General features: G+C 59.7%; 12 protein-coding genes. 5 read left to right on the top strand and 7 right to left on the bottom strand.

The features are described 5' to 3' along the window. The first annotated feature begins 93 nt into the window (after positions 1–93). From J8Z04_RS06180 to fdxA, 3 genes are all read left to right on the top strand, one after another. Positions 94–2,700 (top strand): helicase-related protein, encoded by a 2,607-nt coding sequence (locus J8Z04_RS06180; protein WP_232086319.1) that lies wholly within the window; start codon positions 94–96, stop codon positions 2,698–2,700. Continuing rightward, entirely contained in the window at positions 2,697–2,984 is a 288-nt protein-coding gene (locus J8Z04_RS06175; RefSeq protein WP_043560508.1) for an RNA-binding S4 domain-containing protein, read from the top strand. The genes J8Z04_RS06180 and J8Z04_RS06175 overlap by 4 nt, the downstream gene beginning before the upstream one ends. A 102-nt stretch (positions 2,985–3,086) precedes the next feature. After that, complete coding sequence (gene fdxA, locus J8Z04_RS06170) at positions 3,087–3,419, top strand: ferredoxin FdxA (protein ID WP_043561359.1); 333 nt, start codon at positions 3,087–3,089, stop codon at positions 3,417–3,419. Between the two features lie 164 nt (positions 3,420–3,583). On the opposite strand, the gene cyoD is transcribed toward fdxA, so the two are convergent. The 5 genes from cyoD to J8Z04_RS06145 all read right to left on the bottom strand — a co-directional run bounded on the left by cyoD (position 3,584) and on the right by J8Z04_RS06145 (position 8,757). Continuing rightward, positions 3,584–3,922, bottom strand: coding sequence for a cytochrome o ubiquinol oxidase subunit IV (cyoD, locus tag J8Z04_RS06165; RefSeq protein ID WP_043560511.1), 339 nt, complete (start codon positions 3,920–3,922; stop codon positions 3,584–3,586). After that, on the bottom strand, positions 3,922–4,536 hold the full coding sequence (gene cyoC / locus J8Z04_RS06160; RefSeq protein WP_043561362.1) for a cytochrome o ubiquinol oxidase subunit III: 615 nt from the start codon (positions 4,534–4,536) through the stop codon (positions 3,922–3,924). Before cyoC ends, cyoD begins: the two co-directional genes overlap by 1 nt. Before the next feature lie 18 nt (positions 4,537–4,554). Further along, on the bottom strand, positions 4,555–6,552 hold the full coding sequence (locus tag J8Z04_RS06155) for a cbb3-type cytochrome c oxidase subunit I (protein WP_086441195.1): 1,998 nt from the start codon (positions 6,550–6,552) through the stop codon (positions 4,555–4,557). A gap of 14 nt (positions 6,553–6,566) precedes the next feature. Next, positions 6,567–7,559, bottom strand: coding sequence for a ubiquinol oxidase subunit II (cyoA, locus tag J8Z04_RS06150; protein WP_232086318.1), 993 nt, complete (start codon positions 7,557–7,559; stop codon positions 6,567–6,569). A 433-nt stretch (positions 7,560–7,992) separates the two neighbouring features. Then, complete coding sequence (locus tag J8Z04_RS06145) at positions 7,993–8,757, bottom strand: Bax inhibitor-1/YccA family protein (protein ID WP_043560517.1); 765 nt, start codon at positions 8,755–8,757, stop codon at positions 7,993–7,995. Between the two features lie 154 nt (positions 8,758–8,911). On the opposite strand from J8Z04_RS06145, the gene J8Z04_RS06140 reads away from it, so the two are divergent. Then, positions 8,912–9,505 (top strand): 2'-5' RNA ligase family protein, encoded by a 594-nt coding sequence (locus J8Z04_RS06140; RefSeq protein ID WP_052349085.1) that lies wholly within the window; start codon positions 8,912–8,914, stop codon positions 9,503–9,505. On the opposite strand, the gene J8Z04_RS06135 is transcribed toward J8Z04_RS06140, so the two are convergent. Both J8Z04_RS06135 and J8Z04_RS06130 read right to left on the bottom strand, forming a co-directional pair. Continuing rightward, positions 9,502–11,541 carry a lysylphosphatidylglycerol synthase domain-containing protein gene (locus tag J8Z04_RS06135; protein ID WP_232086317.1) on the bottom strand — a complete coding sequence of 680 codons (2,040 nt, stop codon included), beginning with the start codon at positions 11,539–11,541 and terminating at the stop codon, positions 9,502–9,504. The genes J8Z04_RS06140 and J8Z04_RS06135 overlap by 4 nt on opposite strands. Positions 11,542–11,544: 3 nt before the next feature. Continuing rightward, positions 11,545–13,167: a lysine--tRNA ligase gene (locus J8Z04_RS06130; protein WP_192848068.1), complete on the bottom strand. Its 1,623-nt coding sequence runs from the start codon at positions 13,165–13,167 to the stop codon at positions 11,545–11,547. Between the two features lie 106 nt (positions 13,168–13,273). Here J8Z04_RS06130 and J8Z04_RS06125 point away from each other — a divergent pair, with 106 nt between their 5' ends. Beyond that, the gene (locus tag J8Z04_RS06125) at positions 13,274–16,255 is read left to right on the top strand and encodes an ATP-dependent DNA helicase (RefSeq protein WP_192848336.1); all 2,982 of its coding nucleotides are present in this window, start codon (positions 13,274–13,276) and stop codon (positions 16,253–16,255) included. Positions 16,256–16,353: the final 98 nt, after the last annotated feature.

The following is a 16,353-nucleotide window of genomic DNA, read 5'->3' as shown; positions in this document are numbered from 1 at the left end:
ACCGTCCCATCATCCAGAGCGTGACTCTGGCCTTCCTGAAAAACTGCATGGAATGTCTTGCTTTTATCCGATTCAGGCAAGATCATTCCAGCCATGACGGGACCACATCCAGCCTTTGCCCCAGCCACTTCCCGGCAATCGGGGGTGATCCATGCCGTACTTGGCCCCACCAACACCGGCAAGACCCATTACGCCCTGACCCGCATGATGGCGCACCAGAGCGGCATCATCGGCTTTCCCCTCCGCCTGCTGGCCCGGGAGAATTACGAGCGCCTTGTGAAGCTGAAAGGCGAGCGCCATGTCGCCCTGCTGACAGGGGAAGAAAAAATCATTCCACCGGGGGCCCGCTGGTTCTCCTGCACGGTGGAGGCCATGCCGCTGGACCGGAAGGTGGATTTTGTCGGCATTGACGAGATCCAGCTCGCCGCAGACCCGGACCGTGGCCACATCTTCACCGACCGGCTCCTCCATGCCCGTGGCAAGGGAGAAACGCTCTTTCTGGGGGCTGAGACCATCCGGGGGCTGCTCCGGCAGCTGGTTCCCGGCATCACGATCGAGACCCGGGAACGCCTCTCCCGGCTGACGAACATCGGGCCGGTCAACCTCACCCGTCTGCCACCACGCTCGGCCATCGTGGCCTTCTCCGCCACGGAGGTATATGCCATTGCCGAGGCCATCCAGCAGAAACGGGGTGGCTGTGCCATCATCATGGGCCGTCTCAGCCCCCGTACCCGCAATGCACAGGTCGCCCTCTACCAGAACCGGGATGTGGACTATCTCGTGGCTACCGACGCCATCGGAATGGGGCTGAACATGGATGTGGACCATGTCGCCCTCGCCGCCCTGCACAAGTTTGACGGCCAGAACTCCCGTGCCCTCACGCCGCAGGAAGTCGCCCAGATCACCGGTCGGGCTGGCCGGGGCATGAGGGATGGTACCTTCGGCACGACGGCCTCCTGCCCGCCCATGAGCCAGCAGCTCGTCAAGGCGGTGGAAGACCATGAGTTCGAGGCCATCAAGGCCGTCTACTGGCGGCAGACGGCTCTGGATTACACCTCGCCCGAGACGCTTCTCAACAGCCTGATGCGCAAGCCTCCCCGCCCCGGCCTGATCACCGGGCGTACGGCCTCCGATCTGGATGTCCTGACCGGCCTCATGCAGATGGACGACATCCGGGAGGTGGCCCGTGGCCACAGGGCAACGGAACTGCTCTGGGATGTCTGCCAGATTCCGGACTTCCGCAAGCTGGGCGATGGCAGCCATACACGCCTCTGTGCCCGCCTGTTCCTTGACCTCCTGAAACATCGCCGCATCCCTCCAGCGTGGATGGAAGGCCAGCTGAGAGGGCTGGACAGGCTGGATGGCGACATGGACACACTGATGCACCGGCTCTCCGGCGTGCGGGTCTGCGCCTATGTGGCTGCCCGGACGGGCTGGATGCACCAGAGCCGCCAGTGGCAGGAACGCTGCCGTGCCGTGGAGGACCGCCTCTCCGACACGCTGCATGAACGGCTGAAGGAACGCTTCGTCAACAGGCGGGCCACCGCCCTGCTCCGCCGTCCTGAACCCGGGGCGGCCTCCGAGGCTCTCCATGCCGTCACCCCCCAGAACCGCATCATCGTGGAAGGGCACGAGGTCGGGCAGATTGTGGGCTTCACCATGCAGATCGACACGCCCGCCGACAGCCGGGAGGGTGACCTGCTGCGCCGGGCAGGCAGGCGTGCCCTGCGGCAGGCCATGCCCGCCCGGATACGCCATTTCCTCACACAGGACATCAGCCGGTTCACCCTGACCGATGACAGGCAGATTCACTGGGAAGGTGCCCCCATTGCCACCCTCGTGCGGGGCGATGACCTGTTTCACCCCCTCATCCAGCTTCTGCCCGGTGAGTTTCAGGACAACCACCAGAGCCGACAGGTACAGACCCATCTTCAGGCCCTGATGACGGAGCGGATCAGCACCGTTCTGGAATTCTTTTTCCGTCTGGAAGACAAGCTGCAGGACAGTCCCACCCTGCGTGGCCTCTATTACCGCCTGCGGGAGGATGGCGGCACCACCCCTACCCTGCCCGAAGACCGCACCCTTACCCCTGCCGAGAGAAAACGCCTGCACCGCAGCGGGGTTCGCATCGGCTGGCGGCAGGTCTACTGCCCGCAGCTGTTTCGCCCGGCCTGCCTGCCGATGATGGTCCTGCTGCACAACATCTGGCATGACCGCCAGCAGGCCACACCCGATGCCGCCCGCATCTGTCTCACAAGCGATGGCCATCCCATCCCCCCGCCGGGCTGGGAAAAGGCCGGCCCCGTGCATGTCCGTCTGGACAGGCTGGATGCCCTGCTCTCCACCCTTCGCCCTCATGGCAGACAGCCCGGCCGCAATATCATGGCTCCCGACACACTGGCTTCATCCCTCGGGATAAAGGCGGCCCTGCTGCCCGCCCTGCTCAAGAGCCTGAACATTCCCCATCATGCGCCGCAGCCGCTTTCGACCGGGCAGTATGGCGTCGCCTCGCCCCTCATCATTCTGGGTCGGACGGGCCGCAGGGACACACGGCCTTCCGGCCGCCAGAAAGGCACCGAACGGCGCAGGAACCGGCAACAGAAACCGTCTGCTGGCCGCAGGGAACGGAAAGCCGCCCAGAAGCAGGCCGACTCACCATTCGCAGCCCTCCGGAACTGGTCATCTGGCAGATCATCATGATGGACGGACAGCGACTTGATCTCTGGCTCTATTACACCCGCCTGGCCAAAACCCGTGGTCTCTGCGCCGCCTTCATCCGCAAGGGACGGGTTCGCATCAACGGACAGCGGACCCACAAGACCCATGCCCGCCTCCGGTTGGGAGACATCGTCAGCTTCGCCTCTCCCCACCGTCAGGGGGAGGTCTGCGTATGGCGTGTCATGCAGCTGGGAGAGCGACGTGGTCCTGCCAGAGAGGCCGCCCTCCTTTATGAACGGATCGAGGAAAAGACGGCCAATTTCTGACAATAGGCTTGCAAAAGGCCCTCCGCTTTCGGCATATCAGTGCTGGAATCTTTGAAATGGGCCGTTTGGCTGGCCTGCAACACCAAACCGGAGACGGCAATAATGGCCTATGTGGTCACAGAAAACTGTGTTCGCTGCAAGTTCATGGACTGTGTGGAAGTCTGCCCCGTTGACTGCTTCTACGCTGGTGAGAACTTCCTCGTCATCAATCCTGATGAATGCATTGACTGCGGCGTGTGCGAGCCTGAGTGCCCGGCAGAAGCCATCTTCCCCGACAGTGATGCCCGTGCCGCTGACTGGATGGAGATCAATGCCAAATATTCAGCCATCTGGCCGAACATGAGCCAGAAGGGCACGCCCCCGGCCGACCGTGAGGAATGGAACGGCAAGGAAGGCAAGCGTGAGATGCTCTCCGAAGAGCCACACAAGGACTGACGCCAGCCTTCTTCCTGCTGGAACGGAGCAGAACCTCCGGGGGGAATTCTCCCTCCGGGGGTTTTTCTTTGCATGGCCGCCACGGCTGCATCACACATAAAAAAAACCGGTGGAGGTTTCCCCCCACCGGTTTCTTCATGTCGCTGACATGATGGGCCGGTCTATCAACCAGCCATCATGTTCGCCTGAGCGTCCCAGAGAACGAACAGATACCCGGCAACCACGATCAGGACCATCAGGGCCGTCACGATGAAAGCTGCCAGATTCTGCCGCTGGGAGAGGCTCTTCGTACCCATGTGCAGGAAGAAGATCAGATGGACGACCATCTGGACCGCAGCCAGCACACCGAGAATGGCAATCGTCTGCCAGAAGGAGAAGGCCTTGCTGAGAACAGTGGCAAAGGATGCCACTGTCAGGACCACGGCAAGGATGAACCCTACAATGTAGGAGCCATAGGAGCCGTGATTTTCACCTTCGTGCGATGTCGTATGATTCCCGCTCATTAGACAACACTCCCCAGGTAAACGAAGGAAAAGACGCAGATCCAGACGATGTCAAGGAAATGCCAGAACAGGCTCAGGCACGTCAGTTTCGTCTGCATCCGGGTGCTAAGCCCCTGTTTGCCCATGATCTGGAAGAACAGGACCAGCATCCAGATCAGACCGATCGTGACATGCAGCCCATGTGTCCCTACCAGCGTGAAGAAAGAAGACAGGAAGGCGGACTTGTCCGGCCCTGCGCCGTGAGCCACGAGCTCGTGGAACTCGTTGATCTCCAGAACGACGAAGGACACGCCGAGCACGAAGGTCAGCAGCAGCCAACCCAGCACGGCACCCTTGTTCTTCTTGTGGGCGTTGATGGAAGCAAAGCCGTAGGTGATGGAGGAGAAAAGCAGGATGGCTGTTTCGATCTCAACATTCTTGATATCGAACAGGTCCTTCCCCGTCGGCCCACCAGCAAAGTGATGGCAGAGTGTAGCAAAGACGGCAAACAGCGTGCCGAAAATGATACAGTCTGTCATCAGGTAGATCCAGAAACCAAAGATCGTGGTTTCCTGCTGATGATGCTCATGCTCATCGTGATGAGCAGAGGGCGCGTGCATTACGTCATAAGACATGGTTTTCATCGCCTCCCTTTACTCTGCTGCCTTGGCAGCGGCAAGCCGCCGGGCAAAAGCTTCTTCATCAGCACGGATCTCTTCCACGGTGACGTAGAAATCAACATCCAGGTTCGCACTGCGGTGAACGATGGTGAAGAAGGCTACGACCAGCCCTACGATCACAGCCCACCAGATGTGCCAGACCAGCGCAAAGCCGATCAGCAGCCCGCAGGCACCCAGCATCGGGCCAACCGCCGAATATTTCGGCATGTGGATCGGCTCCAGCTCGGAGACCGGTGCCGGGCGACCCAGCTCCTTCTCGATATGGAACGTATCCAGGCCACGGATGACCGGCAGACGTGCGAAGTTGTAGTGCGGAACCGGAGACGGAAGGGACCATTCCAGCGTACGGCCAGAACCCCAGTTGTCACCCGTCAGATCCAGAGCATCCGGCTTCTTGTTGACGGCGTCAAACGCAGCCAGCACGAACTGGATGACCTGGCAGGCCAGACCAGCAGCCAGAACGAACACGCCAACACAGGCCACGAGCAGCCAGGGGTGCCAGTTCGGGTTGTCGTAATGGTTCATACGACGGGTCATGCCCTCCAGACCAACAGCATAGAGCGGGATGAAGGAGAGGTAGAAACCGACGAACCAGAAACGGAACGCCCATTTACCCCAGACATCGCGCATCTTGTAGCCGAAAGCCTTCGGGAACCAGTAGCTCAGACCAGCCACGTAACCGAAGAACACACCACCGATAATCACGTTATGGAAGTGCGCCACCAGGAACAGGGAGTTGTGGACCACCCAGTCCGCTGCCGGCATGGCCATCATGACACCGGTCATACCACCGATGGAGAAGGTGATCATGAAGCCGACGATCCAGTGCATCGGACCTTCGAAGCGGACACGCCCCTTGTACATGGTGAAAAGCCAGTTGAAGATCTTCACACCCGTCGGCACGGCGATGAACATCGTCATGATACCGAAGAAGGTGTTCACATCAGCACCAGCACCCATCGTGAAGAAGTGGTGAACCCACACGATGCTGCCCAGGAAGGTGATGATACCCGTTGCGATGACCATCGTGGCATAACCGAAGAGCGGTTTGCCGGAGAAGGTCGCTGCAATTTCGGAGAACACACCGAAGGCAGGCAGGATGAGGATGTAAACTTCCGGATGACCCCAGGACCAGATCAGGTTCAGGTAGAGCATGACGCTACCGCCACCATCATTGGTAAAGAAGTGCATGCCGAGGTAACGATCCAGAGCCAGCAGAGCCATGGAAACCGTCAGAACCGGGAAGGTCGTCAGGATCATGACGCAGGCAAAGAAAGCCGTCCATGTGAAGACGGGAATGTGCATCCACTTCATGCCGGGGGCACGCAGCTTGATGATCGTCGTCAGGAAGTTCATCCCTGTCAGCAGAGTACCGATACCGGAGATCTGCACCGACCAGATGTAGTAATCCACACCGACGCCGGGATTGAACTGCAGTTCGGAGATCGGCGGGTAGCCGAGCCAGCCAACATTGGAGAACTCACCAATGAAGAGGGAGATGTTGATGAGAATGGCACTGACGAGCGTCATGTAGAAGCTGATCGAGTTGATCAGCGGGAACGCAACGTCGCGCGCACCAATCTGCAATGGCACCACGAAGTTGAACAGGGCCTGCATCATCACCATGGCCATGAAGAAGATCATGATCGTACCATGGGCCGAGAAGACCTGGTCATAATGGTGCGGAGGCAGATAACCGGGGTTACCTGCGTAGGCAAGGGCAAGCTGTGTACGCATCATCAGCGCATCGGCAAAGCCACGCACAAGCATGACGAGACCGAGAACAACATACATGATGGCGAGCTTCTTGTGGTCGACCGTGGTCAGCCACTCGCGCCACAGATAACCCCATTTTTTGAAATAGGTGACCGCCGCAAGAACGGCAATCCCGATTACAGCCACACCGATGAATGTACCGACAAGAATCGGCACATCATACGGTATGGACGAAAGGGTAAGTTTTCCGAGCATCTTTAGATCAGTCCTCACATGCCGGTATTGGAAGGTGCAGCCGTATGAGACTCAGCAGGCATGTCCATGGACTTGTCGCCCATGCTCGTGCCGTGGTTCTCATGGGTCATGCCGACATTGTATTTCGCAACAATGCTCTCAAACAGCCCAGACTGTACGTTGGAGAAATACACGACCGGAGCCGGCTTGGGTGCCTCAGCATGCGGGGCAGCCGGTGCGGCGTGATATTTCAGGTACGTCTGTGCATCCAGGGCTTCCTTGGCTGCGAGCGGATTGTCGCCACTGCGTACATTCTGTACCCAGGCGTCAAACTGCTCCTGCGGCATGGCAATCGTGCGGAAGCGCATGTCGGAGAAGCCCGGCCCCGTGTACTGGGCGGCCTCACCCTGGAAATTGCCCGGGCGGCTTGCCATCAGGTGGAGCTGTGTTTCCATCCCGGCCATGCTGTAGATCTGTGACCCCAGCTGCGGAATGAAGAACGATGTCATCACACTGTCAGACGTAATCCGGAAATCCAGAGGTGTCTTTGTGGGGACATCCAGCTCGTTGATGGTTGCAATCCCAAGGTCTGGGTAAATGAACAGCCACTTCCAGTCTAGGGAAACAACTTCCACATGGAGCGGCTTTGCATCGGGCGCACCAACTTTTACCTGCATCTCTTTGGAGATGGGCTTGTACGGGTCGTAATAATGCGTGCTCCAGTAATTGAAGCCACTCAGAACAAGAATGATCAGAATGGGGACACCCCAGATGAACACTTCAATCTTGTTTGAATGTGACCAGTTCCGCAGATATTCCGCCTTCGTATTGGAAGCCCGGTATTTCCAGGCAAATACGAGTGTCGCAATAATCACCGGAACCACAACGCACATCATGACGGCCCATTCAAGCACCATCATGTCGCGATTACCTTCCCCGATCGGGCCGGCTGGCTGAAGAAGATCAACCGTACAGCCCGACAGCATCAATGCAGGCAACGCCGGGAAAAATCGCCAGAGTCTTTTCATGGATCCTGCCTCTATCTGTTGTTCCGCCATAAAAAGGCCGGAACACTTTCTGACACAGTCAGGACAGCGCGATCGCCACCGAACGTTGTCATCTTATATGTGCCTTTCCCGTTCGTATCCTGACAACAGAAGGGAACTCCCTCCGTACTCAATATGAAATATGGAGCCCTGAGACCCCAGTGCCGCCCACTTTATTCTTCCCGAATAACGGAGATTACAAGGGGGCAAGCCTCATAAAAAAAAGGAACCCCGTCGGTCTTTTTAAAAAAAAGACCGGTTATCTGCCATTTCTGAGAAAACATCATATTTTCATCAAAAACAAGAAGATGATCGCTTAATTTTCCATTTTCCTTTCAACCGCAAAAAATCGCAACAAAAAAGGAGCCCGGAGGCTCCTCTTCCTGTCAGGGCACTGACCCGACTCATCAGTGGATCAATCGCGCCCACCAGATCTTGTTCCTGTAAACTGCAGCAGGAACTGAAAGAGATTTACAAAATTCAGATACATCGTCAGGGCATCATAGATCCCCATCTTCCCCGTCTCTTCAGCCGGAAGGACAGACGCATACTGCTGATAGGAAAGCTTGATGCGCTGGGTGTCATAAGCTGTCAGCCCCGTGAACAGCAGCACCCCGATGAAAGATATGGCCACTGTCAGCCCATGGGCCGGGATGAACATGTTGACCAGAGAAGCGATCACCAGACCTATCAGCCCCATCGTCAGGAACGACCCCATCCCCATGAGGGACCGGTTCGTCACATACCCCCAGAGAGACATGACGCCATACAGGGAGGCGGCAATAAAGAATGTCCGGACAACAGAAGACCCTGTGTAGGCCAGAAGCAGCGATGCCATGCTGACGCCCATGGCCACGCTGAACAGCACAAACAGAAGCTGCACTGTCGAACGGGAGAGACGGTTCACACCAAAGGACAGCACCATGACAAAGGCCAGAGGGGCGAAAACACTCACCATCCCCAGTCCGGTCGGAGCCAGCGCAAAAGCATCCCCTCTCTGCACGACATGAAAGAACAGCGCCCGGAGCGACGTATGGACCACGGCATAGGCCGTCACCCCCGTTATCCCCAGAGCAAGAGCCATCCAGTTGTAGACACGCAGCATGTAAGCCCGCAGACCCGCATCAAAAGCGGCAGCCGCCTGTCCTCGTGTTGTCTCGTAATCGGAATGGAAAGCCATGATATCCACTTGCTGCGATAAGTCTTCAGGGGGGACTCACTGGGCCCGCCCCTATCGTTCCCGTAGAATGTGGGGTAGTTTCTTCCCAAGTCAAGAATTCAGGACAAGACCCTGACTTTCTTTTTGTTAATCTCCCTGATTTGCGGGAGGCCCCATGAATCTTTCCCTCGCCCTCACGCTGTCCCCCACCATACAGGCAGAACTTGGCCTGCTGCGTGGCAGTCTGGATGATGTCCGCTGGTCACCGGCAGAACAGTGTCTGATCCCCCTCCAGCCCCTTGGCCACCTAAACAGCCGCCACGAGATGGAGGAGCTGGACATGACCCTGTCCCACCTGCGATGGGAACCTTTCTCTCTGGCCCTCCATCAGGTCGGCCATCAGATGGGAGAGATGGAAGACCGGCTGACAGTCAGCCTCACTCCGCAGGCTCCGCTGCTTGCCTTGCAGAAGCGGCTTGCCAGCACCCTCCGCCGCGCAGGCCTCTCCCTGCCCCGCCGTGCCGTCGTCCCGGAAGTGACCATTGCCTGGCTGGAACCGGCCTCCCCGACCGATCTCATCCCATGGATACAGCGGCACAACCTCTTTCACAGCTCTGAAATGACAGTAGACCACATCAGTCTGGTAGAGCATCTGCCTTCTGGCACCGGCCCCCATCTCCAGATTCTGGAAGCCTACCCGGCCCAGCCGGGACTTGCCCTGCCGCACGTCAGCCCTCTTCTGGCTGATGAGGAAAACGGGTTTTTCTAAAGGCCCAGCAGCAGCTTCAGGGCGTGATAATCTTCCGGCCGGCAGACAAGAAACCATCCCTCGTCGCCTTCAAGAGAAAAAAGACCAAGGCCGAAAGAGGCGTAGATGTCCGCCTGCCGTGCTCCCTGCTGAAGGACGGCCAGCTGGCACCCCTCCTGCACGGCGTAATCCCGCAGCCGCCAGACAGCACCACCCCGCTGTCCCCGTGCCCCCACGGCTCCGCCCAGACACAGGAGCACTGGCTCCGACAGCAGGAAAGGCTTCAGCCGGACCACCGCGCAGGCAGCCTTCCCCGTTGCATCCGACAACATGCCATCAGGCACGAAAAGGCGCTCACACGGCAGGGAAAGAGCCTCTGCTGAATCCTGAAGGCAGGCGTACTGCACCCGGGCATCCATGTTCCATGGGAGAAGATGCAGCCGTGCTTTCCTCAGGGCAAACCACAGCCCCAGCAGACAGCACACGGCCGCACCACCGAGAAACCAGCGCCCGACCGCCGTATGGGCATCATGAACCATAGAACGCCACCAGACATGCCCGAGATGCCGCTGACGGGCGATCCAGCTGACACCGGCCAACCCGCACAGCCAGAGCGAGAATGGCGCCAGAACAAAAGGAGAAAACGGCTCTACCCGCCAGTAAGCCTGCCTGTAATAGGTCTTGCGGAATGGCAGCAAAACGAACAACACGGCCAGCACGACAAGAAAAGCCACCCAATGGGCCTGCCTTACGGTCAGGATCACCAGCGTGATGGACAGAGCCCCGACAGAAAGCCGCCAGGCCAACGCCACCCGCTGGGACAGCCCCAGAGACAGGCCGACGAGCATCACCCCGATGAGGGTCAGCAGAAAAGCGGCGCCCTGAAGAAGGACCGCACTCCAGAAAGAATGGAACGGAGGCAATGGTGCCAGAAGGGCATAAACCACGATGACGATGCCCAGCACGGCCTGACTGCCCGTGGCAACGATCGTGGCGAAATCCGCTTCAGATGAACGCAGACTCTGGCTGTGCTCCACGGTCCTGCCAAACCGGGCCAGCAAAGGTGCCCCTTTTATGAACAGCTCATGCCCGGCAAACATGGCACCCGCCAGAAGCAGGGGAATGATGTAATAGAACAGGCGAAAAACCAGAATCCCTGCCATGATGTGCGGCACGGAAAACCACGGGGACAGCGCCAGCAGCATGGTGCTGTCGAACACTCCCAGCCCACCCGGAACATTGGCCAGCAGACCGGCCGTGTAAGCCCCGATATAGATGGCCAGAAACCCGCCAAATGTCAGGCCGCTCCCATTGGGCAGCGTATCCAGCACACACCAGGCGATCAGGGCGGTAGCAGACATGTCCGCCATGCTGGACAGGATCTGCCCCAGCCCGATCCGCCAGTCTGGAAACCGCAATGTCCACCTGCCAATATGCACTTCCTGCTTCCAGCAGGGCAGAAGCACATAGGCCAGCAGGACAGAGAAACAGGCTGCTCCCCCAAGATCAGTTACCCAGGGCGGCAGATGACGGACATAAGGAATAATGCCCGGCTGGGCCAGCAGGATGAACCCCACAAGCCCCAGCATCCCCAGCCAGTAGGTGACGGAACAGAACGCCACGATGGCCGCAATCTTGATCCCCGGCACACCCCAGTTACGATAGAGCCTGTAGCGCACAGCCGTGCCCGAAATGGCTGCGCACCCAAGATTATGGGACAGGACATAGGAACAGAACGCCACAAAGGCTGACCGCCGCCACGAAATGCCCGCCTGCACATGATGACAGGCCAGACCATCGTAGAAAGACAGGATGGCATAAGAAAGAATGGTTGCCCCGGCCCCCTTCCACAAGGCGGCGGCAGGAATGGCATGAAGCCCCGCCATCACCTGCTGGAGGGACAGATGCTGAAGCTCCCGCCAGATCACCAGCCCCGCAAAAATGAGCAGGACCAGCCCCACCATGGCCGGCAGACGCGTCAGAAAACGCCGCAGCCGTCCGTCAGCAAGTGACGGAGAGGCATCCGCACCATCTGGCATACCGGAGGGAGCTGTCATGCCTCAGCCTCTGGTTTCCTCCGTTGCCCCGGCAGGCCCAACAGGACGTGCCAGAGCCTCATCAATGAGGGCAACAGTCTCCTTCAGGCCAAACAAAGCCGCAAAAATGCCGAAGCGGGGGCCCTCTTTCTGCCCCAGAAGCACCTCATACAGGCACCCGAACCAGGACCGCAGCTCCGGCTTGGCAAAGTGACGCTTGCCGACCTCAAATACGACATTCTGCACATCATCCGGGGTCGCATTGTCCGGCACCGTCTTCAGCGTTGCTGCGAGGTCTTCCAGACCTTTGCGCTCTGTCTCCGTCGGAGCACGGAACACCTTGGTCGGACGGACACGCTCATTGAAGTAATCCAGAGCGTGCTGCACCAGCCGTGCCACATAAGGATGTGTCTCTGGCGACAGGCTGGAATCATAACGCCGCAGGAACTTCCAGAGTGTCTCCACTTCCCGGGCATTGGCCACGCTGGCCAGATTCAGCAGGGCTGTGAAGGAAACCGGGCTGGTATCCTGCGGGCGCAGTTTCCCTTCATGGATGAACCATACCGGATTGGAAAGGAACTCCTCTGCACTCTGCTGCTCACCCTTCTGCACGAGGGCCAGATATTCATCCGTGGCTCTGGGGATCATGTCCGTATAGAGCCTTTTGGCACGGGTCGGCTGCTGGAACATGTAATGAGCCAGACTCTCCGACGGGCCGTACCTCAGCCATTCCTCCACGGAGAGGCCATTTCCCTTGGACTTGCTGATCTTCTGCCCATTGGCATCGAGGAACAGCTCATAGGTCAGGTTCAGCGGTGGCTCACTGCCAAGAATGCGGCATATCTTGGAGGAAAGCTTCACGCTGTCGATGAGGTCCTTGCCGGACATCTCATAATCGACACCCAGAGCATACCAGCGCATGGCCCAGTCGGCCTTCCACTGCATCTTGGCCTGTCCGCCATAGACGGATGTCTCAAAGCTCTTCCCGTCCTCGTCCTTCCAGACGACTGTCCCGGCTTCCGGGTTCACGCTGATGATGGGCACCTGCATGACACGGCCCGTCTCGGGATGGATCGGCAGCACGGGGGAATAGGTCGCCCGCCGTTCCTTGCCCAGCGTGGGAGCGATCACCTCGATGATGCGGTCATGCTCTTCCAGAACACGCTTCAGCGCCGCATCGAAGATGCCGGACGTGTAGTAATCGGTTGCAGAAGCAAATTCATAATCGAACCCGAACGCATCAAGGAACTGGCGCAGGCGGGCATTGTTGTGCGCCGCAAAACTCTCATGCGTACCAAACGGATCGGGAATACGGGAGAGCGGCAGGCCAAGATGCTCAGCCAGCATCTCCTGCTGGGGGACATTGCCCGGCACCTTGCGCAGGGCATCCATGTCATCAGAAAAGGCCAGAAGACGGGTCTGGCGACCTGTCAGCTTCTCAAAAGCCTGCCGGACCCATGTCGTCCGGGCCACTTCGCCGAACGTACCGATATGCGGCAGGCCGGAAGGCCCATAGCCTGTCTCCATCAGAACCGGTTTGCTGGGGTCCCTGTCTGCCACACGGGCGGCCAGTTTACGGGCTTCCTCAAACGGCCAGAGCTTGGGGAAAGACGAATCATTCTGGGGAGAAGGCGTTTTGTTCTGCATAAGACTACGTTAATTATGAACCCTCCCCCCTCTGGTCAAGTATGCAGGCGGAGCGTGCACTGCTTTCCCCTCGCAGAAGGGGGACTTCCTGTGTATGAGTTGGAGCATGCCCAGCCTGTTCCGCTCCTACCTTGATGCGCCAGCCCTGATCGCACGACATGGCCTCTCCTCCCTCATCACGCCTGATGGTGAGGTGCTGGACATTCCCCTTGCCGAAGTCCGGGACATGCTCCGCCAGCTGCCGCCGCCGCTGCTCATCCACGGGCCTGCCACGCTCCGCCTGCTGGAACTGCCCCCGGAACCTCCTCCCGCTCCCTGGCTGGACCTGCTGGAACTCTTCCTTCTCGTCCATCCGGCCCGGAGCGTGACCCCGACAGCCCGTGGCCTCGCCCTGGAGCTGGGCCTTGCAGAACCGACGGATACAGCTCCCCTACAGGCCGACAGTCTCTACCGTATTGCCCAGCACCTTCTGGATGAGCTGTCAGGACAGCCTTCCCAGAAAATCGCCACGCTCCACCTTCTGCTGCCCACTCTGGACCAGGCCGGATGGAGCTGGCACGACATCGTGAAAGAGGCCCTGCCTCCTCCCTCTGCATCTTCGGGACGATCCAGAGAAATTGATGCCCTGAAAATATGGCGGCGCCTGCCCCAATGGGAGGAGCGTGCGCCCCGTCCCCCTGCTGGCAGCCAGCCAGTCAGCCAGCAGGAAGCCCGCAGGCGTCTTTCCGCCCTGCTGGGCAGGCATGCAGAACCCCGCCCCGGTCAGGCCGATTTTGCCTCGGCCACCAGCTACGCCTTCACCCCCCGGGATGTCGCCAATGCCCCCAACATCATGCTGGCCGAGGCGGGTACCGGCACGGGCAAGACAATGGGCTACATCGCCCCGGCCAGCCTCTGGGCCGAAAAGAATGACGGAGCTGTCTGGGTCAGTACCTATACCCGCCATCTGCAACGGCAGATCGAACAGGAACTGACCCGTCTTTACCCCGATCCGACAGAACGGCATAAACTTGCCGTCATCCGCAAGGGGCGGGAAAACTATCTCTGCCTCCTGAACCTGGAAGATATCACCACCGCCCTTCTCAACCGCCAGCCACAGGCGCAGCCTGGCCTCATCCCGCTGGTCTTTCTCGCTCTCTGGGCCGAGACCACGGAAGATGGCGACCTGATGGGGGGCGACCTTCCCGGCTGGTTCGGGGACCTGTTCCAGCCCGGGCTGCTGAACATGATTGCCGACCGGCGGGGCGAGTGCATCCATTCCGCCTGCCCGCATTATCAGAGCTGCTTCATCGAGCATGGCATACGCCGTGCACAACATGCCCGGTTCGTCATCGCCAACCATGCGCTCGTCCTGTCCCAGGCAGCGTGGAACGCCATGCTGCCGCAGGACATGGCACCCGGCAATCTGGCAGACGAAAATGGCGTCCCCACCCGTTATGTCTTTGATGAAGGCCATCATATCCCTGATGCAGCAGACAGTGCCTTCTCTCTGGTCTTCTCCGGACTGGAAGCAGCCGACCTGCGCCGCTGGATACTCGGGGCTGAGGGGAGCCGCTCCCGTGCCCGTGGCCTGATGCGCCGCATGGAAGACCTGATGGAGCGCCTGCCAGCCCTCAAGGATGCCCTTCAGGAGCTTGTCCTTGCCACACAGAAAGGCCTGCCACGCCCCGGCTGGAGCGGACGCCTGCATGAGGCCCGGCAGGCCCGCATGGCCCCGCCGCCACCAGACGTCCCCCCGCTGGAAGACAGGCCTGCCACCCCGCCTGATGACGATGAGGAAGACCCTTTCCCCCTCGCCATGGTCGAGGAAGCGTCCCTCCCCCAACCGGCCGAGGCGTTCCTCCAGATGCTGGACATGCATCTGGATGCCCGCATAGCGGAAATACAGATGCAGACCCGCGGCCAGCAGGGCCATTATCCTCGCCAGGAATGCGACCTGCACCCCATACCCGCCCCGCTGCGTGAACACGCCGAAACCCTGCTCACGGCCCTTCAGGACATCGTCACCCCGCTGGACCGGATCATCCGGCACCTTCAGGAAGCTCTGGAAGCGCAGGAGGAAGACCCCGATACAGCCTTCCAGCAACGGCTGGAGGGAACCATACGCAGCCTGCATCGCCGTGCCCTCTCCCGCCTTCAAGGGTGGATCAGCATGGTACGGGCCATCATGGAGCAACCCGTTGCCCAGACAAGCCTGCCGACCTATGTGGACTTCATCCACCGGGAGCCTTTACCCCCCACACGGCTCCTCCAGGGAGGACACGACATTGCCCTGAACCGCCACTGGCTGGACCCGACCATTCCCTTCGCCAGCACCCTGCAAAGCACCACGCACGGGCTGCTCATCACCTCCGCCACCCTGCGGGACCGCAGCCCGGATGAAGACGGGGAAGCCGGATGGGAAAAGGCTGAGCGACGACTGGGCACGGCGCATTTCCTCAAGCCCCCCATGCGGGCTGCCTTGATGAGTCCCTTCGACTATGCCCACCAGACACGGGCCTACATCATCACGGATGTCTCACGGGACCCGGCAGCACAGGCGCAGGCCTTTCAGGCTCTTTTTGAAACCGCCAATGGAGGAGCTCTGGGGCTTTTCACAGCCATTCAACGGCTGAAAGAGGTCCACCGCCGCATCCATGAGCCGCTGGGGATGAAGAACATCCCCCTCTACGCCCAGCATGTGGACGCCATGAACAACGCCACGCTGGTGGATGTCTTCCGTACCGAGACGAACAGCTGCCTGCTGGGCACGGATGCCATGCGGGATGGCGTGGATGTTCCCGGAGAGGCCCTCCGCATGGTGGTGATGGAGCGCACCCCCTGGCCCCGGCCCGACATCCTACACCGGGAACGCCGCCGCCATCTGTCCGGCGGCAGGCCGGGTGACTATGACGACCTCATCACCCGGATGCGCCTGCGCCAGGCCTTCGGCCGTCTCATCCGCCGTGCTGATGACCGGGGCGTGTTCATCATTCTGGACAGCCGGATGCCGTCCCGCCTTCTCTCCGCCTTCCCTGATGGCGTACCCGTCCAGCGTCTACCGCTGAGCGAAGCACTGACAGACATTGACGGCTTCCTGAACAGGTAAAACACAAAAAAGCCCCGCTCCCGAAAGAGCGAGGCTTTTCTTTCTGCCTGTACGGGACAGGAGGCCATCCCGGCCAGAGTGACCGGGATGGGGAAGGA

The organism is Bombella apis, assembly GCF_018221685.1.
Taxonomy (GTDB): Bacteria; Pseudomonadota; Alphaproteobacteria; order Acetobacterales; family Acetobacteraceae; genus Bombella; species Bombella apis.
Note: the sequence above shows the minus strand (reverse complement) of the source record. Positions and strands in the feature narration are given on the sequence as shown.